Origin of the sequence: Flavobacterium sp. HSC-61S13, from assembly GCF_024171535.1 — a bacterium.
GTDB lineage: Bacteria > Bacteroidota > Bacteroidia > Flavobacteriales > Flavobacteriaceae > Flavobacterium.
In genome coordinates this window covers 47,672-71,619 of the sequence record NZ_JALJZV010000005.1, presented here as the reverse complement: position 1 = coordinate 71,619, position 23,948 = coordinate 47,672, and the positions used below count along the sequence as shown (strand labels likewise).

Here is a 23,948-nt window from a genome sequence, read left to right as displayed (position 1 = left end):
ATAACAATTATCTTTGTTCCTTAAAATTAATAAGCAATGACATTAAATCAGATTCTAATTCCTCAAATCGAAAATGCAGTACAATCTCTATATGGGGTTACTATTGATAAAATTGAATTTCAAGGTACGAGAAAGGAGTTTGAGGGAGATACAACAGTGGTGATTTTTCCATTCTTAAAAGTGATTAAAGGGAATCCTGTTGAAATTGGAACTAAGATTGGCGAGTATTTAGTAGAAAACGCAAAGGAAATTGAGCGTTTTAATGTGGTTTCAGGTTTCTTAAATTTAGTAGTCACAGATGCTTTTTACTTGAATTTTTTCAATGAGATTAAAGACGAAGAGCGTTTTGGTTTTCAATCGACCTTAGTAGATGAAAAAGCGGTATTGGTAGAATATTGTTCGCCAAATACCAATAAACCTTTGCACTTAGGTCATGTTAGAAATAATCTATTGGGATATTCTGTTGCTCAAATATTAAAGGCATCAGGTAGAAAAGTTTATAAGACTCAAATCATAAATGATAGGGGAATACATATTTGTAAGTCGATGTTGGCTTGGCAGAAATTCGGAAACGGACAAACTCCTGCTAGCACTGGGTTGAAAGGCGACAAATTGGTGGGTAATTTCTATGTAACCTTTGATAAGGTTTATAAGGAACAGATCGCTGAATTGATGCAATCAGGTCGTTCAGAAGACGAAGCAAAAAAAGAGGCACCGATTATTTTGGAGGCACAACAAATGTTATTGGATTGGGAAGCTGGCAAACCAGAAGTTATAGCCTTGTGGAAGGAAATGAACCAATGGGTATATGATGGTTTTGCGATAACCTTTAAAAATTTGGGTGTTGATTTCGATAAAAACTATTACGAAAGCGATACGTATTTGTTGGGTAAGGATGTGGTGGAAAACGGTTTAAAAGATGGTGTATTCTTTCAAAAAGAAGACGGGTCGGTTTGGATTGATTTAACCGCTGAAGGTTTAGACGAAAAATTAGTCTTGCGTGGTGATGGTACTTCGGTTTATATGACCCAAGATATCGGAACAGCTATCCAACGTGTTAAAGATTTTAATGATATTGGAGGAATGGTTTACACTGTTGGTAATGAGCAAGATTACCACTTTAAAGTGTTGTTTTTGATTCTTAAAAAGCTGGGATTCGAATGGGCTGACAGCTTGTTCCATTTATCTTATGGTATGGTTGATTTGCCATCTGGTAAAATGAAGAGTAGAGAGGGAACTGTTGTTGATGCCGACGATTTGATGCAAGAAATGACGGATACCGCTCAACAAATATCTGAGGAATTGGGTAAATTAGAAGGATATTCTGAAGAGGAAAAACAAAGCTTATACAAGACCATAGGGCTAGGAGCTTTAAAATATTATATATTAAAGGTAGATCCAAAAAAACGAATATTGTTTAATCCAGAGGAATCTGTCGATTTTGCTGGAAATACAGGTCCGTTTATCCAATATACCTACGCGCGTATCCAATCTATTTTAAGAAAATCAAACTTTGATTATTCTTATAAAGTAGAAAATATTGCTTTAGATAGTAAAGAAAAAGAGCTTTTGAAATTGATAGAATCTTTTACAGAAGTCATTCAAAATGCAGGAAAATCTCACAGTCCAGCTTTACTAGCTAATTATATCTATGAGTTGGTTAGAGAATACAATTCTTTTTACCAAACCATTCCTATCTTGGGTGAAGAAGACCAAGATTTAAAAGTTTTCCGAGTACAATTGTCTCAGAAAGTAGGAACAATTATAAAAAATGGTTTTTCTCTATTGGGAATTGCCGTTCCAGATCGCATGTAACTTTTATTAGTGTGAAGATATCTAAATCGTATGCATTTCAATCATTCGCCATTGCAATAATGGCGACTGGTTTTTTCTTGGTTTTTAAAACTTATCTACCAAAGAAAATCTTCAAAGAATCCGAAGTTAAAAACAAATATATCGTAGTGGATAGTTTGCTTTTAGAGGCAATTCAAGAAGAAAAAGACGCTCACAACAAAAAAATAGCTCATCCTGAAATTGACTCTTTGGCAGTGGATAGTCTGGGGGGATTTTCGATGATCGAATCCGACGAACCAGCATCTACGTTTAGAGGATTTGCATATATGAAAACCTTTTACGAAAAGTTGTATCAATTAGAGATGGAACAAAAAGGAAAGGTTAGAATAGCGTATTATGGCGATTCGATGACCGATGGAGATATGATTGTTCAAGACTTACGTAAGAATTTCCAAAATAAATATGGCGGTGAAGGAGTTGGTTTTGTATCGATTACTTCGGAGTCCGCAGGATCTAGAAGCTCTGTATCTCATCAATTTTCGCCAAATTGGAAAACCCAATCCTATTTGAATGTAAAAAAGCCAATAAAACCTTTTGGTGTTAATGGACATGTGTTTTTTACTAAAGACACCATAAATAGCACTTGGGTGCGTTATAAGTCGTCCGCATTGATGCATCTTGGTTCCTTAAATCGTCCGACCTTGTTTTATGGAAGATCTAATAATGGTAGAGGACAATTGCGTATGATTGTTGGCAAGGATACTATATATAAAAAGTTGAATCCGGTTAATGAACTCAATACACTCGTATTGTCTGAAGGGAACCTAAAAGCGTTTAAAGCAGATTTTATACATACCGATTCTATACCGTTTTACGGATTTAATTTTGATGATCAACAAGGAATACATATAGATAATTTTTCGAATCGCGGAAATTCCGGTTTGCCTTTATCTACTTTTAAACCGAGTTTAATGAATCAGTTTCAGCAAAAGATACCGTATCAATTGATTATTTTGCATTACGGAACGAACGTATTAAACTACGGTTCTTATAATTATTCTTGGTACGAACGTCAGATGAGTAGGGTAGTTGAAAACCTGAGAAATTGCTTTCCAGCGGCAACTATATTAGTGATTTCGACCGCGGATAAGGCAACAAAGTATGATTTAACGATGCAAACGGATTCGGCTGTAGTGCCCTTGGTGAATGCGCAACGTAAATACGCGATTTCAAACCAAGCGGGATTTGTCAATTTATATCAATTGATGGGTGGGGATGGTTCTATGGTCAAATGGGCCGATGAAGTACCAGCCAAAGCCAATAAAGACTATACGCATTTTAATCATAGAGGAGCTAAAGAAATCTCTAATTTGATTTTTAAACAGTTAGAAGAAGGGTATGAGGCTTATAAAAAGGCTAGAACTGAAGTTGTGCACTCAGAACAACCTGCTGCAGTTAAAGCCAAACCTAAAGCCAAGGATACGATTAAAATAAAAAGAAAAGATAGTGTAAATGTTCATTAAAAAATTAGTTGTCCTATGCATGTTACTAAGCGGTCTGTTGAGTTGGTCTCAAGAGCAAGTGCTTAGTGCCGTGAAGGAAGAGTCAGATAGCTTGAATTCGGTCAAACATGCCGAAAACATAATTTTGAATGAAACCGTTTTAAAATCGTTCTTCAAAAAGCTTTCCGAATTAGAAACGAGCAAAAAAGGTAAAATCAATATTGTTCATATCGGGGATTCTCATATTCAAGCGGATTTATTTACGGGTAAAATCAGGGAAATACTCCAAGGTGAATTTGGAAATGGTGGTTTGGGCTTTTCTTTTCCGTATAAGTTAGCAAAGACTAATGGCAATGCATTTGTTCAGTATTCGTCGAATGTTGATTGGACCAGTTATCGCAATATTTATCCGTTAAACGGATCGTCAGTAGGATTAAGTGGAATTGCATTATCGTCTAAGAAGGATGATTTTGTTCTCGAGATTAATGTGCGCGATTCGAAGTATCAATTTACCAAGATGAAAATATTTACGCCCGGTAATGACGATATTTTTGACGTAGCCACCGCTTCAAAAACGATTATGGTAGAGCAAAAGGTGCCTCAGAAAATTAATCACAGAATTAAAAAAGGGGAAGCCATTGGAACGATTGCTAAAAAATATGGAGTAACCTTAGAGCAAATCAAAAAAGCCAACAGCTTAAAAGGAAATCTGATTCACGCGGGAAAAGTATTGTATATTCCGTCAAATCTCGTTGAAACAAAAGCTATCGCTAGGTCGGAATTTATTCCACTTGAAACAGTGGATAAAAATTTGTATCGCGAATACACCAATTCCTCAGCCTTGTCTAAAATTTATTTGTTGCCTAATAAAAAGGCGGAAAATTATAATTTAAACGGATTGGTTTTTGAAAATGATCAAGCGGGGATTTTATATCATAGCATTGGAGTGAATGGTGCCAAATTTTCCGATTATAATAAGTATACCTTATTTTTTAATCAAGTAAAGGGATTGAAACCGGATTTGGTGGTGATCTCTTTAGGTACTAATGAAGCTTTTGATAAAATGGGAACGGCAAATTATCAAGAGCAAATGAACTTTTTTATCGACGAGATCAAAAAAGATAACCCGCGGGCGACTATTTTAATCACAACGCCGCCACCTTCTTTGTTTCAGAAGAAAATACCTAACAGTTTTTCTGAAGGCTATGCCGATTCCATTATAGAGGATGCCGTAGCCCAGCAATATGCTGTTTGGGATGTGTTTCACATATTGGGAGGAATCAATAGTGTAAACGAAAATTATGATAAAGGTTTGGTTTCTAGAGATTATGTTCACTATTCCAAATCGGGTTACGAATACAAAGGTGAATTATTTGCAAATGCACTACTTGAAGCTTTTAAAAATTTTAAAATTTCTCATAAGAATTAATGTCCATACTCGATTTTAGTTTGCCTGTCCTCACGATGGCTGATGTCATCAAATGGTTTTCTTTTAACCCAAAGGAACCACTATTGTTTAATTCGGGTTTATTCCTCGGAATGTTTCTTGTATTCTATTTGTTTTATATAGGTATCAGAAAAACCTTTCATCTGCGGTTGATATATGTAGTTATATTCTCACTCTTTTTCTATTACAAATCGAGTGGTATGTTTTTCTTACTTCTAGTAGGTTCGTCTATTATAGATTATTATTTAGCAAATATCATTTATCGAGAAAAGAGTCTGGTTAAGAAAAAAACCTTATTGACAATCAGTGTTTTAGTTAATTTGGGGATGCTGGGGTATTTTAAATACACCAATTTTATTTTAGACGGTTTTAATCTTGCCTCGGGAAGTAGTTATCATCTCAATGATATTATCTTACCAGTGGGAATTTCTTTTTTTACTTTCCAATCGATCAGCTATATCATCGAGGTGTATAGAAAGGAAATCGAACCGACAAAGAGTTTTGTTGACTATTTGTTCTTTATATCTTTTTTTCCGCAATTAGTAGCAGGACCCATTGTACGTGCCAAGGACTTTATTCCTCAGATCTATCAACGCCTACATATTTCAAGAGAGTATGTCAATGAAGGACTGTTTTTAATCATTGGTGGTTTACTTAAAAAGGCTGTAATTTCAGATTATATCTCTGTAAATTTTGTCGATCGTGTTTTTGACTCGCCAAACAGTTATACCGCATTTGAGAATTTGATGGCTACTTACGGTTATGCGATCCAGATTTATTGTGATTTCTCGGGTTATTCCGACATGGCCATTGGTATCGCCTTGTTGTTAGGGTATCGTTTACCGATTAACTTTGACGTGCCCTACCAATCAGCATCGATTACGGAGTTTTGGAGACGTTGGCATATCTCGTTGTCAACTTGGTTAAAAGACTTCTTGTATATTTCAATAGGAGGTAATAGAAAGGGAACTTTTGCAGGTTTCTTATTCCCTGGATTGTTTTTCGTTGGAATACTTGGATGGGGGATCTATTATTATGATGAAACCGTCGTTCCTTTAGCTATCGCTATAACTTCCGTCGTTGTTTTTCTATTGACTATTTTATTGTCCAAGAACAAGGAACGAACCTTATTTACCAATTTCAACCTTTTTACGACTATGTTGTTGGGAGGACTATGGCATGGAGCTAGTATGCGTTTTATCATCTGGGGTGCTCTTCACGGAATTGCTCTAGCGATACATAAAACGATTGATGAGTTGTTTCCATCTAAAAAAGGGACTAGAGTGGTGAATAGCTTAGGGGTATGGAATATCGTATCGGTAATTTTGACCTTTCATTTTGTAGCTTTTTGTTGGATTTTCTTTAGAGCAAAAGATTTTGACACAGCTTTAAATGTTATCTATAATATTGGAAACCTAACTTGGGATTTAGAACAATGGCAAACCATCATCATCAGTTATAAAAACGTGTTCTTACTAATTGCGATTGGTTTTGTATGGCATTTTATACCTAAAAGTTGGATGGGTGGTGTTCGTTCATTATTTGACAAAATGCCAATGTTGATAAAGGCCGCGATATTAGGATTTATTTTCTGGGTTGTTTTCGCAACAGCCGCGGCGGGTCCACAACCGTTTATATATTTCCAGTTTTAAATCGAATTTAAAATATTTTATTCTATATCAAAACGATTCGTTATTGGCGTAAGTCAACAACGAATCGTTTTGGTTTTAACAGCTTCCTAACCTTGAGGTACTTTTGATCAGCTGAAGTCGTTTTTGATTTATTTATCTTAAGGGCATTGGTCAATATTTTTATAGATTTAGGGAAGGTAAATGTATGAAGATATGTTTTTTTTGTATATTTTATTTATGTTTGTCCCAATGTATTTTGTGTATACTTATATCAATTAACTTATTTAAGTGTTTTTTATGAAAAACAATATTTTTATCACTGTACTATTACTTGTATCGTCGTTTTGTACAACTTATGGACAAAAATTGCAAGCGGGAAGTTTCGAATTTCTAAAAGATCAGACAGAGGTCAATGTGACTTTTGATTATTCGAATCTTAAAGTAACTAAACATAAGATATCCGAAAATGCTTACCTTAAGAAAAGAGACGAAGATGTGCGAAAGAAAAATCCTGATGAGGATTTTTACAAAACGTGGCAGCAACAGAAAGACGAGAATTTTCCCAATAAGTTTTTTGCTAGTATCAATAAAAACAGCAAAATTAATTTTTCCAATAACCCCCAAGCAAAATACACTCTAGTTGTTGAATCGGAATGGTTGGATCCGGGAACTCCAGGTGTGAAAATGGCTCTCTTAAGTTCTAAATTAGTCTTTATTGAAACGGAGAATCCTAAAAATGTTGTGTTGGTTATCGGTATGGATAAAGCGGAGGGAAAAACCATGGCTATGCATCGGAATATTATGATTTCTGAATGTTATGCTATGACAGCTAAGAAATTAGGGGAGTTTTTAGAAAAAAAAATATAATAACAACCTTTTAAAATAAAAAAAGCGAGCAGAAAATTTTCTGCTCGCTTTTTGATTTGTTCAAATACCGTTTAAACCCGGTCGGTCAATTGATTTGGGGTGTTGCCATCTGATCCAGCAGGACCAACATAAACGGCATCGCCAAAACCTAAAATAGGGTAGAAAATAAAAGGTAGGAAAATCATTCCAATCGTAAAACCTTCTGTTTTTCCAAAACTCTTAGCGAGCAAGTTCATAGTCCAAATTCCAATGACAAGGTTTACTCCAGGAATAAAGAACAAGAATATCCACCACAATGGTTTTCCTATGATTTCCAATAAAATTACGGTATTGTAGATAGGTACTATAGCAGCCCAGCCCGGTTTACCGGCTTTTACGAAAATCTTCCATAAAGAAGCAATCAACAGAATGATAATTGCAAAATAAATAATAAAAAACAACATTCCTCCGGCTGCCGCCGCTGTACTCATCTCCGAGTTAGTGTAAATTTGGTCGTCCATAATATGAATTTAAATTATTGAATAAAATTTAATTATAAAATTAATGCAAAAATATATTAAGTGCTCTTAAAATATTAAAAAAAAATGTATATAAACAGCATAATAGGATGAAATAGGGCTTTTTTAAAAATTGGATGCTATTTCAAAGTGCAGTTTTTCACCTGTTACGGGATGTATGAGTTCTAGAGATTCAGCATGCAAATAAAGGCGATCAGATTTTTGTCCATAAAGGTCATCGCCTAAAATCGCACAATTCAGTCCTAAAGAATGAGCGGCATGCACCCGTAATTGATGCGTTCTGCCTGTAATGGGCCAAAAGTGAATAAGCGTGTGTGTCGCCCTGCTTTCGATAATCTGATATTTGGTCAGGGCAGGTTTTCCATAATCATAACAGACCAATTGCCGCGGCCGATCATCGAGATCTACACGCAACGGTAAATCAATCAGTCCTTCTTCATTGGATATGGAGCCGTTTAATAATGCCGCATAGCGTTTTTTTACCGTTCGTTTGATAAATTGGCACTGTAAATGTTGGTGAGCTTCTTTATTTTTGGCTAGGACTAACAAGCCGGAAGTAGACATGTCTAATCGATGAACGATAAGTGGACCGGTCGCTTTGGGATATCGCGCTCTCATGCGTTGATAAACCGAGTCTTGAATGTAAATACCGGGAACCGATAAGAATTCTGCGGGCTTGTTTACAACCACCATGACGTCATCTTCGTAAATGATGTCCAAAGACACGCCTAGTGCTGGGTTAACCAACAACGGATTGTCTTCAACATCTAATCCCTGAAGCATGTGCGATAATATCGGTTCACATTTTCCACGACAAGCCGGGTAGAAGTAACCGTGTTTACGAATTTCAGATTTCGGAGCAGTTCCCCACCAAAATTCCGCTAAGGCAATGGGTTGTAAATCGTTTTGATAAGCATATTGCAACAATCTCGGTGCTGCACAATCACCAGCAGCTGCGGGAGGCTGAAGTAAAGCGGTTTCTTTAAAAACATCTACCACATTTTTTAATTCTCCGCGCGCATTTAAAAAGTTGTATTGATCAAATAGACGCTGTTGTAAAGCATTAGACCGGTGTTTTCGAAGCTCCTTTAATTGATTGATCGGGTATTCCAATTCTACAATTTGATCTGAAAGAACAGATAATTGTAAAGCTAAATCAGCATTTAAGACATTCAAATCGTGCTTGTCTCGCAAACTTTGCTTGATCAAGTCATCATTGTAGATCAAGTATTCCTCCGCAGAAAGCAATACCTCTTGTTCCAAACGTTGTAACTTCCGTTTGGCTTTTAAATCGCGCAATTGTGCTTTTTTAGCCTCTATGATTTTAGTCGCCTTTTGTTGTTCGAAGGCGTAATCTTTCTTTAAAAATAGAAAATCTGCGTTTTGTTGTAAATTTTCTATGTCTTTATTGATTTGATTGAGCTCTCGCTCTCCATTTAAAAAGAAGCTGTCGGGCGCAAATAAATCAAAAATGGGGGGAACGAATTGCAGCTGGTTTTTCCCCTTCGGCAATTTGCCGGAATAGGCGGTAAGATACCCCAATTTATTGTCGCGATTTCGAACGACTAATACTCCAAACATTTTGCCCGTGGATATTTCGTTAGCAGATGAATCACTGACTGTTCCCTGATTCCATTCCGCCATCAAAAACCGCTGCAATTCGGATGCTGCCAATTTTGCTATAGGATGGGGTTCGTAATAAAACGGAAAAGTAAATTGGCTCGGTAGATCATAACTAGTGAGGTCTGTGTGAAAGTCATGCCATATAGCGGATGGATCAAGTGAAGTCACATTCATAATAAAGTTTTTGAAAAGACAAAAATACGACGAAATATGTGAATACGTCTATATGCAGATACGTCTATACGCAGATACGTCTATACGTCTATACGCTGATAGGCTGATAGGCGCATGGGCTTAGAAGATACGTGCAAGGGCGAATAGGCTTAAAAGTAGGTACTGATCCTTTTATACGAGTAAAGGCGAATACGCGTATGTGCGAATAGGCATATAGGCTTTAGAAGCAGATAAGTTGAAAGGTTGATCCGTTTTTACGTGATAAAGCGAATACGCGTATGTGCGAATGGGCATATATGCTTTTTGGTGCTAATGTGCAGATACGCGCATGGGCGCATGGGCTGATAGGTGCATGGGTTTAGAAGATACGTGTAAGGGCGAATACGCGTATGTGCGAATGGGCATATAGGCTTTTTGATGCATATATGCTTTAAAGTAAATAGTTGAATTAGCCATAATTTGATACAAAACGGATAATTTTATCGAAACTCCCTAATTCCGAATCCCGAATCCCGAAACTGATTACCGATTACTGGTTACTGTTTACTGAAATTCAAGTGAAATTAAAAAATAAAGTGATTTTAGTCTAAACTTTAATGATAGAGCCGTTTGCGCCTTTAGTAGTTTATATTATCTTTGTCGATTCAGTATTAAACGATACACTCATGTTTGACAATTTAAGCGATAAATTAGATAAAGCCTTTCATATACTTAAAGGGCACGGAAAGATTACAGAAGTAAACGTTGCCGATACCTTAAAAGAAGTGCGTAGAGCATTATTGGATGCCGATGTCAATTTTAAAATTGCCAAGGATTTTACCAGTAGAGTTAAGGACAAAGCCTTAGGACAAGATGTATTAACGACCCTACAACCGGGGCAGTTAATGATTAAAATCGTAAAGGACGAGTTAATTGAATTGATGGGTGGTGATGTTGCGGGAATCAACCTGTCGGCTACTCCTTCTATTATTTTAATGTCGGGTTTACAAGGTTCAGGAAAGACTACTTTCTCTGGAAAATTAGCCAATTTCTTAAAAACTAAGAAGAATAAAAAACCTTTATTGGTGGCTTGTGATATCTACCGACCAGCGGCGATTAATCAGTTGCAGGTTGTAGGAGAACAAATCGGTGTAGAAGTATATACCGAAGAGGGAAATATGAATCCGGTTGAGATTGCTCAAAACGCTATCAAATACGCGAAATCAAATGGTTTTAATGTTGTTATTGTCGATACGGCAGGACGTTTGGCTGTTGATGAGCAAATGATGACCGAGATTGCCAATGTACACAAGGCCATTCAACCGCAAGAAACCTTGTTTGTAGTAGATGCTATGACAGGTCAAGATGCTGTAAATACGGCAAAAGCATTTAACGATCGTTTGAATTTTGATGGGGTTATCCTAACGAAATTAGATGGAGATACCCGTGGTGGTGCTGCAATATCAATTAAGTCGGTGGTCAACAAACCGATTAAATTTATCGGTACAGGCGAGAAGATGGATGCTATTGATGTATTCTATCCAGATCGTATGGCTGATCGTATTTTGGGAATGGGAGACGTTATTTCCTTGGTAGAACGTGCACAAGCACAATATGACGAGGAAGAAGCAAGAAAAATCCAAAAGAAAATCGCTAAAAACGAATTCGGTTTTGACGATTTCCTTTCTCAAATCCAGCAAGTCAAAAAGATGGGTAATATGAAGGACTTGGTTGGAATGATTCCCGGTGTGGGAAAAGCATTAAAAGATGTAGACATCGAAGACGATGCTTTTAAACATATCGAGGCGATTATCCACTCGATGACTCCAGAAGAACGTACTAAACCCGTTTTATTAGACGCTAAGAGAAAAGCGCGTATTGCCAAAGGATCAGGAACAGATATTCAACAAGTCAATCAATTGTTAAAACAATTCGACCAAATGAGTAAAATGATGAAGATGATGCAAGGGGCAAAAGGCAAAAATCTGATGAGAATGATGGGGAATTTAAAAGGAATGCAATAATATATACTAAATAAGGTTTAAGGTTCAACACGAAGTTTAAACCTTATTTATTTTAGACAACAACACATAACATTTTATATCAATGCAACTACTAGACGGTAATAAGGTATCTAACGATATCAAAGATGAAATTGCAGCCGAAGTTTCTAAGATGGTCGAAAAAGGGGAGAAAGTGCCTCATTTAGCCGCAGTAATCGTAGGAAACGATGGAGCTAGTTTAACTTATGTAGGAAGTAAAGTTAAGGCGTGTGAACGGGTCGGTTTTGAATCGACTATGGTTCGTATGTCGGGAACTACTTCTGAGGTAGAACTGTTGGCGAAAATTCAAGAATTAAATGAAAACGACGATATAGACGGTTTTATTATTCAATTGCCTTTGCCACCACAAATCGATACCCAAAAAGTTTTGATGGCAGTCGATCCAAGTAAAGACGTCGATGGTTTTCATCCAGAAAATTTCGGAAAAATGGCTTTGGATATGACGACTTTTATTCCCGCTACTCCATTTGGAATTTTGGAACTATTAGAACGATATAATGTAGATACCCAAGGTAAACATACGGTAGTTATCGGTAGATCTCATATAGTGGGTCGTCCGATGAGTATCTTAATGGGAAGAAAAGGTTTTCCTGGAAACTCGACAGTGACCTTAACGCATAGTCATACTAAAAACATCACTCAGATAACCTCACAAGCAGATATTATTATTTCAGCATTGGGAGTACCTAATTTCTTAAAAGCCGAAATGGTAAAAGACGATGTTGTCATTATTGATGTGGGTATTACTCGTGTTCCCGATGAAACTGCTCCACGTGGATACAGAATCACGGGTGATGTCGACTTTGAGAACGTCAGTAAAAAAGCGTCGTTTATTACACCAGTTCCCGGTGGAGTAGGACCGATGACCATCTCAATGCTGTTGAAAAATACGCTTTTGGCCAGAGAAAGACGTGCGTTGATGAAACAATAAACACAAAATCAAATCCAATATATGAAAAACCATCCTTAATTCTTTGAGGATGGTTTTTTTTAGATGTAATTTGTAGTTGTTAACCAAGAGTATATCCATGGATTTATATCAAAAATTTTTCGATCAGTTTGCTGCTCAATTTCACCTTTTAAGAAAAAAGTATCGTATTGTTGGTACTGTTAGACTCGTCGTGGTACTCGCGATAATCTATTTGTTTTATAAATTTCTAAGCACAGAACAATCAAGTTATCTATGGGTGGTGTTAGGTTTGGTCGTGTTTTTTATTATACTGATGCGCATACACATGAGTATGTCGTGGAAGATGAGGTATCATCAAGCTTTGATGGAACTCAATGAAGAGGAAATCGGCTTTTTAAGAGATAAAAAGAAACCATTTGACGACGGCAAGGAGTTTTTACAACAACAACATCCCTATGCCTATGATCTGGATATTTTTGGAGCGCAATCGCTATTTCAGTTTTTAAATAGAACGGCATCTTATGTTGGGAAATTTCAGTTGGCAGGCTTGCTAAATCAGGTATTAACACCTAAAGAGATACTTGAAAATCAGGAAGCGGTTAAAGAACTTTCGACACAAATTGAATGGCGTCAAAATATCAGTGCACTATCTAAAATGGCACCTATTCATGCTAATGAATACGAGAAAATTAAGCATTGGGCAAGTAATAGTGCCGAAACGCTATCAACTGTTCGTCTTATCGCATCATTTGCTGTGCCTGCCTTATTGCTTATTGCTATACTTGGCACTTGGTTACTCGAACATACATTTTGGGGATATTTGGTTTCGCTGTTGTTTACAGCCAATCTGATTTTAGCGACTTCTAAAACGCGAGATATTCAGAAAGAAATAGTTGGAGCCGATAAAATACATGAAACAATTCAAAACTACAGTTTGATCATTCGTAAAATTGAAAAAAGTGAATTTAAGGGTGCTAAGTTGCAGCGGTTTGTGGCTCTTTTTACGGAAGGTGAACGCAGTGTTAGTCAAGAATTAAAAGAACTTTCGGCTTACTTTGAAAAAATCAATACCATTGCTAATGTTTTTGTGATGGTTGTGTTTAACGGATTTTTTCAATATCATATTCACGTCTTAAACGGATTGCTGAAATGGAAAAAACAACATGCCCCTGCTGTTCCCAAGTGGCTCGATGCTATAGGAGAACTGGAAGCTTTAAATGCTTTAGCCAATTATTCGTACAACAATAGAGGATATTGTTTTCCAGTATTGAATACGGAAGGTAAAATGAATTTTAAAGATCTGGGGCATCCGTTGATTGATGCTTCTAAGCGAGTTTCAAACGATATTGATTTTACGAATCAGCGTTTTGTGATACTAACGGGATCAAATATGTCGGGTAAAAGTACTTTTTTAAGAACGGTAGGGGTCAATCTGATTTTAGCTGGAATCGGTGCGCCGATCTGTAGTTCAAAAGCCAGTTTTTTTCCGATGCCGTTGTTTGTTTCCATGCGCTTAGAAGATTCTCTCAGCGATAGTGAATCGTATTTCTATGCAGAGGTTAAAAGATTGAAATTGATCGTGGAATCGGTCAAAGAAGAGCCTTGTTTTGTGCTTTTGGACGAAATCTTACGCGGTACCAATTCTGATGACAAACAATCGGGTACTATAGGGGTGATCCTAAAATTGATCCAAGATCAAACCTTTGGTATGATCGCGACTCACGATCTCGAAGTCTGTGAAATTACTAAAGATCATCCGACGATTTTGACCAACAAATGTTTTGAAGTCGAAATGCACGACGACGAATTGTTTTTCGATTATAAGATTTACGACGGTATATGCAAAAATAAAAATGCAACCTTTATCATGAAAAAAATGGGAATTATTTAATTCCCATTTTTTTTTGTCCTTAAATTATTATCTAAATAGTTGTGTATTTAAAATTTTCAAATAACTTTGCCGTACAAAGTACAGCTATCACAGTTTTTAACCTTAATTGCTATTTAATATGAAAAACAACACTATGGATGATTTGGCGCACATCCGCGAGATGATGGAACGCTCCTCTCGATTTATCTCGCTCAGTGGTTTGTCTGGAATTGTTGCGGGTTGTTTAGGTTTAATAGGTGCATTCGGGGCTTATCTCTTAATGCAACGGTCGGGATTGGACTATTTTGAAAAAGTCGGACAAACATATAGCAGTAGTTTGACAGTAGAATTGTTGATTTTAGCGATTTCAGTATTGTTGCTTGCCGTTTTATTTGGGATTTATTTCACCGTGAAAAAAAGTCGGCGTTTGGATTTACCCATTTGGACTGCTACCACCAAGAAAATGATCTTTAGTTTGGGAGTTCCCTTGGTAGCAGGTGCTGTTTTTTGTGGAGCCATGCTCTTTCAGAATCATTTTGATCTAATCGCACCTTCTTTGTTGATTTTCTATGGACTTGCTTTGATTAACGTAGAAAAGTATACTTATGCGGATGTACGATTGTTGGGTATTCTAGAATTGAGTTTGGGTTTAATTGCCCTGTTTAATCTGGGGTTAGGTTTACTCTTTTGGGCTATAGGTTTTGGAGTTTTACACGTATTATACGGTATTATTCTCTATAAAAAGTACAATTAGTCATGGGAATTATCGACGGTTTAAATAAAGATTTTGAGAGCAGGGTTCGACTCGGTATGCTATCTATTTTGATGGTCAACGACTGGGTGGATTTTAACGAAATGAAACAACTCTTAAAAGTAACTGACGGTAATTTGGCTAGCCATTCCAGTGCCCTAGAGAAAAAGGAGTATCTGGAAGTTAAAAAAGAGTTTATTGGAAAAAAACCGAGAACTTCTTACAAAGCAACTGCACTGGGAAAGCAAGTATTTAAAAAGCATTTAGAGGCTTTGGAAAAATTAATGAGACCTTAATAGGCTTATTTTTTTACCTATTCGCTTTGTAGTACAAAGTACTTTTAAAGTAATTATTTAAAATTTTAAGAAATGAAAAAACAAATTTTGATCGGATTGTCTGTATTGTTGTTTATCTTTTTGTTCTACAAACAGGGTTTGGGAATTAATGTTGCGGTATTTGCTATCGCCCTGTTGGGGTTTACAGTAAATAAGTTCCCTGCAATTTATCAATCCTCTAAGGGAAAATTTTTAATAAGTGCTGTAGTATTGACATCATTGTCTTTTGCCTGGTTACCTGATTTCAGTAGCTTTTTCGCATTGATGGTGTCGTTGATTCTATTGCGTATGTATGCAGTGGACGCTCGGTTAAATTGGATGTTTGCACCTGCTGTTTTTATGGTCAATAGTTTTTCGGTTGTATATAGGGTTTTTCTGCGAAACCGCTGGATAGAGGGAGATTTTAAACTCAAAAATCAATATGCTTTGAAGTTGTTGATGTATGTGGTAATTCCGTTAATTTTCATAAGTGGTTTTGTGGTTATTTATACGAGTAATAGCGATTATTTATCTCATATAGTTTCGTCGATTCACTGGGAATTTGATATTTGGTCTTTGTTGGTTTATGTAGTATTGGGAATTTGCATTTCATTTGTGTATTGGGACTGTTGGATTTTAGAGACGATTCAGTACAATAACTCCAAGTGGCAGCCAACATTTGATAGGGAAAGTAAAAGTGAATTTCAAAATATGTTCTCGTCAGTTGATTTGGATTTACAGCGTAGGAGTGGCGAAATAACCTTGTTATTGCTAAACGTTTTTCTTGCAGTTTTCTTAGTGTTTTATAATTACGAACAATTTTTTGATCCACTTGTTGAGGGTAATTTAAGTGCTCAGACACATCAACGTGTCAATTCGCTTATTTTGTCAATTGTTATGGCGATAGGTTTGTTGTTGTTGTATTTTAAGGGTGGTTTTAATTTTGATGTAAAAGCAAAACGGTTGAGAAGGCTTGCCTTTACTTGGATTATATTGAACACCATCATGGTAGTGAGCACGTGCATTAAAAATTTAGAGTACGTTGTAGCTTGGGGGTTGACGTATAAACGATTAGGCGTTTTTGTGTTTTTAGTACTGTGTGTGATAGGCCTCCTTTTTACTTATCGGAAAATAAAAGATAAGAAGACTAATTTTTATTTAGTGGATCGGATGTGTGTCGTATTTTACGCTTGCTTACTAGTTTGCGGAGTATTCAATTGGAGTGCACTTATTACGCGTTACAATTTGATGACCGATAAAATTGATTGGAATTATTTAAAAGGAATTGATTCGGGCAATGAATTATTATTGTTGAAATATGCAGAAAAACAAAATGACGAAGCTGGCGCGTTTGATCAGGATATCAGGAATTTAAACTATCGTATCAGTCGGGAACAGCGAAAAGATGTGAGATCGATGGGTTTGTATTATCAAGTCATTAAATTGCCTAAACTTGTTGAGGAATAGACTCGTACGCTTTATCTAGATTGCAAAAGTACTATGGCTCAGTAAAAATAGTTTATAAATAAATAGCCCCCTATTTCAGGGGGCTTAGTTGATGTTGGTTATGATTTTTCTGAAGTTATTGTTTGAGATTTACGCAATCCGCTGTGTTTATAACCATAAAAGATATAAACGACCATACCAATGGCAAACCATACCAAAAACCAAAACCAGTTGTTGTGTGTCATTCCCGTCAGTAGATACATACAAGAAGCCAATCCTAAAAGGGGAATAAGCGATAGTTTTTTATAGAAAGTTAGTATAGCTAATCCAAATAATAACACCAAATAGATACTCATCGAGAGTCGGAATTCGCCCTCTTTTGGATCTCCCCATTGGGTAATGGTCTTAAAAAATTCTGGATATAAATAGTAAAAAGATCCCACAGCGACTATACACAACCACGGAAATACGTATTTGGCATTGACAAATGGAATTTTAAATTGTCCTTTTTCCTTTTTGGGTTGTGGATAAAATAAAATCCCACCGCAAACAATACAAAAGGCAAAGATGGTTCCTATACTGGTAAAGTCGAGAATAAACGATTTCTCCGTAAAAAAAATGGGGATGGCTACGATAATACCGGTTACTATTGTCGCAAACGATGGCGTTTTGTATTTGGGATGTATGGTTTGAAATTTTTTAGGCAACAAACCGTCTTTACTCATCACATACCAAATACGTGGCTGACCCATTTGATAAACGAGTAAAACCGTGGTTATCGCAATGACACCAACGATGGAAATGATGAATTCCATCCAGATTAAATTGGCGTTGCTGCTATTAAAAATAAAAGAAAGGGGATCGCCAATTCCGTCAAAAGCGCGGTAGTCTACCATACCGGTTAATACCAATACCAAAAGCACATATACCGTGGTACAAACCACCAAGGTAATCATCATGGCTCGCGGTAGATCTCGTTTGGGGTCTTTACATTCTTCGGAGAGCACGCTAAGTGCATCAAAGCCCACATAGGCAAAGAAAACACCACTTACGGCTGCCATCACACCGGAAAATCCATTAGGCATCATCGAACGCACATTGGTTTCGGCATTGAGTGGCGTCCAATTGGAAAAGTCGATATAAAAAGAACCGACGATGATAATCAATACGATAGCGATTAGTTTGATCAGTACAAAAACATTGTTTAGATTTCTACTTTCCTTGATACCGATATAACAAACATAGGTGATAAACAAATTGATGCAAAGGGCGGGAACATCGACGATTATTTTGAGATCTCCCAACATGGGTGCGTGTTCCCATGCATTGATCAATCGCTCGTTTAAGGTGCCACTTAAAATACCTTTTTTAGCTTCAAAGTAACTCGTTGACAAAAATTCGGGTATATGGATACCGAGGTTCTTCATCAATGACGTAAAATAATTGGACCAAGAGAAGGAAACAAAAACATTTCCAAAACTGTATTCCATGATCAGTGTCCAACCGATTATCCAAGCAACTATCTCTCCAAAGGAAGCGTAAGCATAGGTATAGGCACTACCAGCGGTAGGAATTCTACTGGCAAATTCGGCATAACACATAGCGGTAAAACAACAGGCAAACCCACAAATGATGTAAAGAAATATAACTCCAGGTCCACCGGCAAAGATGGCTTCGCCCAAACTGCTAAAACTTCCAGCACCAATGATCGAAGCAATTCCGAGAAAAACAATATCACCCAAACCCAACACTTTCTTTAATTCACTAGGTGCGGCTGCGGCATTATAATCTTTTCTTGTTAGTAAATTTCTAATTAGACTCATGAGTTTATTTTAGTGTAAGTAAATTGTTGTAGTGAAAAAATGGATAAGCAAGTTGCAAATATAGTCATGCAATGAAAGATATAAAACTATTTTTAATTTTATAAAGACGCGAAGTCCAAAACATTTGGATAAAAAAAATAAGTACAAAAAAAACCTCCCCATTTGGGGAGGTTTTATGAAATAAAGTTTTTTTAAAAAAGAACCGTTATAATAAACCGCTCGCTTATTGATATAAATTAGAATTTATAAGTCAACTGTGCAGCAAAGTTTCTAGGATCAATTTCGTTGATGTTACCACCTCTAAAATAAGAGGTATAACCCAATCTATCTGCTAGGTTGTTACCAAATACGCGTAAAGTAGCATTTTTGTATGTATAACTAACTTGAGCGTTTAACGTTAAGTAAGAAGGCATATCAAAAGGTTTTACACCCGGTTTAGTATTGTGTCCATCTCTTACCATTGAATATTCGTTTACCGGTCTTTCACCTACGTAATAGGCTCCAAAACCTACTGATAAGCCTTTAAGAGCTCCTTCTGAAACTTGGTAATTTGCCCAAGCATTTACCGTATGGTTTGGCGCATTCATCGGTGCAGAACCGTCTACATAACTTGGACTATTTTTGTATTGAGCATCCAAATAAGCATAGCCCAAAATCACTTGTAAGTCGTTGGTGATTTTACCGGTAATATCTACTTCAAACCCCGTTCTCTTTAAGTCTCCCGCTAGAATATACTTTCCTTTTACTTCATTAAAGTTTTCATCGTAATAAGGTGCAGCTAAGTTTTCGTTGTTTAAGATAAAATACGTGAAATTAAAGTTTAAACGTTCGTTTAACCAATCCGATTTAAATCCGAATTCAATCTGCTTTGTTCTTGAAGTTCCAACTGTACCGCCTTCATATAATTCGTTATTAGAACTACGATTACTACTGGTAGTGGTATATGATCCAAATACATTGATGTTTTTGGTAGGAGATAAGATTAATCCGTATAAAGGATCCCAAGCATCGATAGTTCTGTCTTTAGTAGTATTTCCGTTTAAACGACTGTATCTAAGTCCCAGTACCGCTTTGATATATGGATTGATTTCAATGAAATCTTGTGCCATAAAACCAATCGTTGGCGTAGTTACTTTAGTTTCACCCTTTCTTACAAATTTATCTGTTTTGTCAGCGGGTAGTACATTAGAAATAGGACCAACTACATTGATAGTATCTACTACAAATGAATTGTAATTCCTACTAATTACTGAATTTTGTCTATAATCAAATCCGATTTGAAAAGTGTGTTTTAAAACCCCAGTTTGGATTTCTTTTCCAACTAAATCGATTTGTACAACGGAGTTTTTATCGTTGGTATATGATTTAGAAAGCGTTCTTTCTCTTTCATTTACTGGTAATAACGCGTTTAGACTGTTGTAACCAGCAACAGAAGAACCAATATTATCAGTTTTGCTTATCGAGTTGATTGCAGCAATACGAATACTTAAATTATCGGTCAATTCTCTTTGAAAACGAGCCGAATAATTGAAGGCGTCTAAATTGTTTTGATCGCTTTTAAAACCTAAAAACTTGTTATGAGGCATATCATACAATTTGTTCTCATTGATATCGCCTAAGTTAACCGTTCCTTTATCTGGTGTCACTGAAGCGCCCAAATAATCCATTTCTACGTTTAAAGTACTTTTACTATCTACTTTCCATTCCAAGGCTGGATTGAAATAGATTCTTTCTCTTTCCGTATTTACTCTAAAACCGTCGGCTTTTTCATAAGCCGCGTTTACACGTAGTGAAACGGTCTCTTTTTTGTCTAATATTTGTTCGAAATCAACCGTTGGACGAATTTGATTCCAGCTTCCAGCTCTAAATCCAACTTCGGTTTGGTTACGGAAGTTTGGGGTTTTAGTTACCACGTTGATCACACCACCTGCACTACCTAAACCATCTCCAAAACCTTGTGTAACTGCTGCAGATCCTTTGATGACCTGTACACTTTCAACTCCTTGCATATCCGAAACAGCAGCGGCTGTTCTAAAATCAGAATCCATCATCACACCGTTTCTCAAAACTGGCGTTCCTCTAAATCCACGAATACTCATACTTTCTTTTACACCACCGTAAGTGTTAAACAAGGTTACCCCAGCTACGTTTCTCGCTGCATCTGTAATTGTTAAGGCTCCTTGTTCCTTGATAATAGCATCAGATACAACACTTATTGATTGTACTTGGTCTTTTATCTTTAACGGCAAACGGGTTAGGTTTTGTACTTTTCTTTGATTTTTATTGTCGTTCGTATAAAGTTCAATTGTTCCTAATTCATTGTCAGAAGTTTTTAACGAAAAGTTTATAGTCTGATCTTCTTTGGTAATAGAAATATTTTGTGAGTTGATCACATAACCTATCAACTGAACCTTGATAATTTGCATTCCAGGTTTAAGATTTCTCAAAGTATACTCGCCGCGCTCATTGGTTTGAGTAGATTGTTTGGTAGCTTCTATAAAAACCGTGGCATAGGCTACGGGTTTATTATTTTCGTCATTAACACGACCTTTTAACTTCGAATTTTGGGCATATCCAAAACTTAAAGAAAACAACATTAAAAAAGTTAATACAGCTTTCATAGCAATTATTTATTTAGACTTAATTTAAACTACTGCAAAAGTAGCTAAAAAATATTATAAATAATCAACTCTATAAGCTCTAACTAAAAAAATGTAATTGTTTCTTGTTCTTTATGATAAAACTGATGTTTTTGTTTATTTGATAATTTAAAATTGATGAATAATTATTTTTTTGTTAAAATCGAAGTAGCTTTTAAGTGGTGTTTGAAGCGTTTTGGACTAGTGCGACTTCATAATTTAAGCATTTTTGTCTTTATTTAGACTGATTCGGCCTTAGTGTTATTTATGATGAAAAAGGTCGTACGAATACCTTTGGCTTGCTAGGTGTTTTTAGATAGAAAAAACCTCATGTCAAAAGTTCGTTTGGTATGAGGTCAAGTTTATAATAACACTGTTAAAAGTTAAATAGAGCACCTAATTGGTATCTTCTTCCGTCCAATCGAAATGTATATTCCTCCTGGGTCACCTCTTTATTGAGCAGGTTATAGGCCCCAGCTGTAATCGATAATTGGTTGTTTATTTTCCAGACACTGCCTAAATCCAGTAATATATAACTCGGAATAATACTATTTGTGCTGGATCTACCCCAGGAAACTGCGGTTTTATCTTGAAAGTTCATTCTCGTCCACAATTGCACAACTTTTGTAGGATCCCATTCTAAGGTCGATATGATTATGTGCTTGGGAATATTGGTTACCGCATATCCTTTTCCCGGTCCGGAAGTGATTTCGCTTTGTGTAAAAGTATAAGAATTTTTAATTCTGAAGTTTGTAGTGAAATTCCAATTGAGGGTTAATTCCATACCGAGCATTTTGGCTCCATCCAAATTGATACGCTCCTCAATAAATCGATAGGGATTTCCTTGAAATTCTAAATTTCCATCGGGCAAAACGGGGTATTTGTTGCCGTGTTCAGCTACGTTTTTTGAATCGATTCTAAAGGTCGATAGTTTATCGCTAAAACGCGTGTGGTAAAAGGTGACACTTGTTGATATTCCCTTGCCGTTTTCCCACATAGCGGTTATTTCTTGGTTAAAAGATGTTTCGGGTTTTAGATCGGAGTTACCGATAATTACGGCAGGTGTCGTTTGACCACCACCACCGGTAATCTGACCCCAAGCTTCGCTGCTTTGACGCAATCCAGGAGCTTTATAACCCGAAGCGACTCCTCCCTTTAAAGTAAATTGCTCGTTGATATTCCAGATCAAATATCCTCTAGGCGTTATTCGTGTACCATAGTTTTCATCTTTTTCAAAACGTCCCGCCGTTACGCCGTTAAAACGCGGGAGCAAATTCCAGTTGCCCTCGAGGAAAAGCGACAAATTCCAACGATCCAATTCACTAAGGGTGCCGGTAGGGCTCGTGAATAAATTTCCTAGATCCTCAAGTTTTTCCTGTCTAAATTCCCCACCAACGGTAATGCGATGGGTATATAGGCTAAAGTTGGTGTTGGAATTTATGATCAGACTCTTGTATTTCATATCGCGACCCGGATTTTTCGATTGATCTAATTGTATGTAATTTAAGGTTTTGGTTTTACTGTAATCTCCTTCATGTGTCAAAGCCCAACTGTCGCGTTCATAGTTGCTGATGCTGGGTTTGCTTTTTTCAGAAGCGGATAATCCCGGTGTGCTTATACGGTCTTGTCGACTGTAATTGTATCCCAAATTAAGGTTGTCTTTGTCGGTCAGTTGACCATTAAATTCCAAATTACCGCTTTTCATTTTTTGTTCATTGTAACCTCCAAGAATTTTGTCCTCTTCTCTTTCGGAATACAATCCGCTTGCCTTTATACCGAGTTTACCGGGGATAATAGGGCCGGAGATATTGGCATTAGCTTGATATAAATTACCCGAGTCGCTGTTTTCTTGCACGGTAATGTCAGAAGCTATTGTTCCATACCAACCTCTAGTTGACGGTTTATGCGTGATGATGTTAATAACCCCGCCCATAGCATCAGATCCGTATAACGAGGACATCGGGCCTTTAATGACCTCAATTCTTTTGATACTTGAGATAGGAGGCATCCAACCTTGTTCTATACCCGAATTATCAGAATTGGGCCGAGTCTCTCGCGAATTGACACGCTTACCGTCGATCAGGATCAAAGTATAACTCGGATTGGCGCCACGAATCGAAATATCGGAAGTACTGCCACCGCCTGTTATCATAACGCCTGGAACATCTCGAAGCGCATCAGTGATATCGCGATAGGCTTTCTTTTGTATTTCCTTTTGTGTAAGCACCGAAATGGTGGCTGGAGTATTCTTGATTTTTTGCTCGTATCCGGCTCCAGTGATGGTGATTTCGTTTAGGATACTGTGATCCTTTGAATGGTGTATCGTATCCTGTGATTGGTTTTGCGCCTGTATACTCGTATGAGTTATAACCAGTATACAACAATAATAAAAGTGCTTCATCTTATTTAATTTTATTTAGACTTAATTAAAACAAAGTAAAAATATTATAATTTTGTTCAGAAAAAAAATTTGTGGTTACAGGATTGGTTTAACCGTTAATTGTTGGGTAATCAATTGTTTAAAGCTGTTCTTAAATTTTTAAAAAGATTGATAGAATAATGGGTTTTTATTGGGGAGCTATAGGAAAAAGGTGTTT

At 36.6% G+C, this 23,948-nt stretch carries 17 protein-coding genes; 11 read left to right on the top strand and 6 right to left on the bottom strand.

The window, feature by feature from the left end; all coding sequences use genetic code 11:
- Window positions 1-36: 36 nt before the first annotated feature.
- From argS to L1275_RS06415, 5 genes are all read left to right on the top strand, one after another.
- Window positions 37-1,815, top strand: coding sequence for an arginine--tRNA ligase (argS, locus tag L1275_RS06435; RefSeq protein WP_253470999.1), 1,779 nt, complete (start codon window positions 37-39; stop codon window positions 1,813-1,815).
- 59 nt (window positions 1,816-1,874) lie between these two features.
- Window positions 1,875-3,317, top strand: coding sequence for a hypothetical protein (locus tag L1275_RS06430; protein ID WP_253471313.1), 1,443 nt, complete (start codon window positions 1,875-1,877; stop codon window positions 3,315-3,317).
- A 19-nt stretch (window positions 3,318-3,336) separates the two neighbouring features.
- Window positions 3,337-4,725 (top strand): GDSL-type esterase/lipase family protein, encoded by a 1,389-nt coding sequence (locus L1275_RS06425; RefSeq protein ID WP_253470998.1) that lies wholly within the window; start codon window positions 3,337-3,339, stop codon window positions 4,723-4,725.
- Window positions 4,725-6,395, top strand: a complete 1,671-nt coding sequence (locus tag L1275_RS06420) for an MBOAT family protein (protein ID WP_253470996.1) — start codon at window positions 4,725-4,727, stop codon at window positions 6,393-6,395. The genes L1275_RS06425 and L1275_RS06420 overlap by 1 nt, the downstream gene beginning before the upstream one ends.
- 276 nt (window positions 6,396-6,671) lie before the next feature.
- Window positions 6,672-7,241 (top strand): hypothetical protein, encoded by a 570-nt coding sequence (locus L1275_RS06415; protein ID WP_253470994.1) that lies wholly within the window; start codon window positions 6,672-6,674, stop codon window positions 7,239-7,241.
- A gap of 71 nt (window positions 7,242-7,312) precedes the next feature.
- Here the strand turns inward: L1275_RS06415 and L1275_RS06410 are convergent, their stop codons facing one another.
- The 3 genes from L1275_RS06410 to L1275_RS06400 form a co-directional block, all read right to left on the bottom strand.
- Window positions 7,313-7,741: a DUF5684 domain-containing protein gene (locus L1275_RS06410; RefSeq protein ID WP_253470992.1), complete on the bottom strand. Its 429-nt coding sequence runs from the start codon at window positions 7,739-7,741 to the stop codon at window positions 7,313-7,315.
- 123 nt (window positions 7,742-7,864) lie between these two features.
- A complete protein-coding gene (locus L1275_RS06405) occupies window positions 7,865-9,556 on the bottom strand; it encodes an RluA family pseudouridine synthase (RefSeq protein ID WP_253470990.1) in 1,692 nt (563 codons plus the stop codon).
- Between the two features lie 309 nt (window positions 9,557-9,865).
- Window positions 9,866-10,012: a hypothetical protein gene (locus L1275_RS06400; RefSeq protein WP_253470987.1), complete on the bottom strand. Its 147-nt coding sequence runs from the start codon at window positions 10,010-10,012 to the stop codon at window positions 9,866-9,868.
- 209 nt (window positions 10,013-10,221) lie between these two features.
- On the opposite strand from L1275_RS06400, the gene ffh reads away from it, so the two are divergent.
- The 6 genes from ffh (at window position 10,222) to L1275_RS06370 (ending at window position 16,910) form a co-directional block, all read left to right on the top strand.
- The gene (gene ffh / locus L1275_RS06395) at window positions 10,222-11,559 is read left to right on the top strand and encodes a signal recognition particle protein (RefSeq protein WP_253470985.1); all 1,338 of its coding nucleotides are present in this window, start codon (window positions 10,222-10,224) and stop codon (window positions 11,557-11,559) included.
- 82 nt (window positions 11,560-11,641) lie between these two features.
- The gene (locus L1275_RS06390) at window positions 11,642-12,529 is read left to right on the top strand and encodes a bifunctional 5,10-methylenetetrahydrofolate dehydrogenase/5,10-methenyltetrahydrofolate cyclohydrolase (RefSeq protein ID WP_253470983.1); all 888 of its coding nucleotides are present in this window, start codon (window positions 11,642-11,644) and stop codon (window positions 12,527-12,529) included.
- A gap of 97 nt (window positions 12,530-12,626) precedes the next feature.
- Entirely contained in the window at window positions 12,627-14,399 is a 1,773-nt protein-coding gene (locus L1275_RS06385; RefSeq protein WP_253470981.1) for a DNA mismatch repair protein MutS, read from the top strand.
- Window positions 14,400-14,517: 118 nt separating this feature from the next.
- Window positions 14,518-15,132 (top strand): hypothetical protein, encoded by a 615-nt coding sequence (locus L1275_RS06380; RefSeq protein WP_253470979.1) that lies wholly within the window; start codon window positions 14,518-14,520, stop codon window positions 15,130-15,132.
- 2 nt (window positions 15,133-15,134) lie between these two features.
- Window positions 15,135-15,425 (top strand): transcriptional regulator, encoded by a 291-nt coding sequence (locus L1275_RS06375; RefSeq protein WP_253470977.1) that lies wholly within the window; start codon window positions 15,135-15,137, stop codon window positions 15,423-15,425.
- 72 nt (window positions 15,426-15,497) lie between these two features.
- A complete protein-coding gene (locus L1275_RS06370) occupies window positions 15,498-16,910 on the top strand; it encodes a DUF4173 domain-containing protein (protein WP_253470975.1) in 1,413 nt (470 codons plus the stop codon).
- Between the two features lie 98 nt (window positions 16,911-17,008).
- Here the strand turns inward: L1275_RS06370 and L1275_RS06365 are convergent, their stop codons facing one another.
- From L1275_RS06365 to L1275_RS06355, 3 genes are all read right to left on the bottom strand, one after another.
- The gene (locus L1275_RS06365) at window positions 17,009-18,703 is read right to left on the bottom strand and encodes an APC family permease (RefSeq protein WP_371923449.1); all 1,695 of its coding nucleotides are present in this window, start codon (window positions 18,701-18,703) and stop codon (window positions 17,009-17,011) included.
- Between the two features lie 245 nt (window positions 18,704-18,948).
- Window positions 18,949-21,333 (bottom strand): TonB-dependent receptor, encoded by a 2,385-nt coding sequence (locus L1275_RS06360; protein WP_253470971.1) that lies wholly within the window; start codon window positions 21,331-21,333, stop codon window positions 18,949-18,951.
- 394 nt (window positions 21,334-21,727) lie between these two features.
- A complete protein-coding gene (locus L1275_RS06355; protein ID WP_253470969.1) occupies window positions 21,728-23,752 on the bottom strand; it encodes a TonB-dependent receptor domain-containing protein in 2,025 nt (674 codons plus the stop codon).
- Window positions 23,753-23,948: the final 196 nt, after the last annotated feature.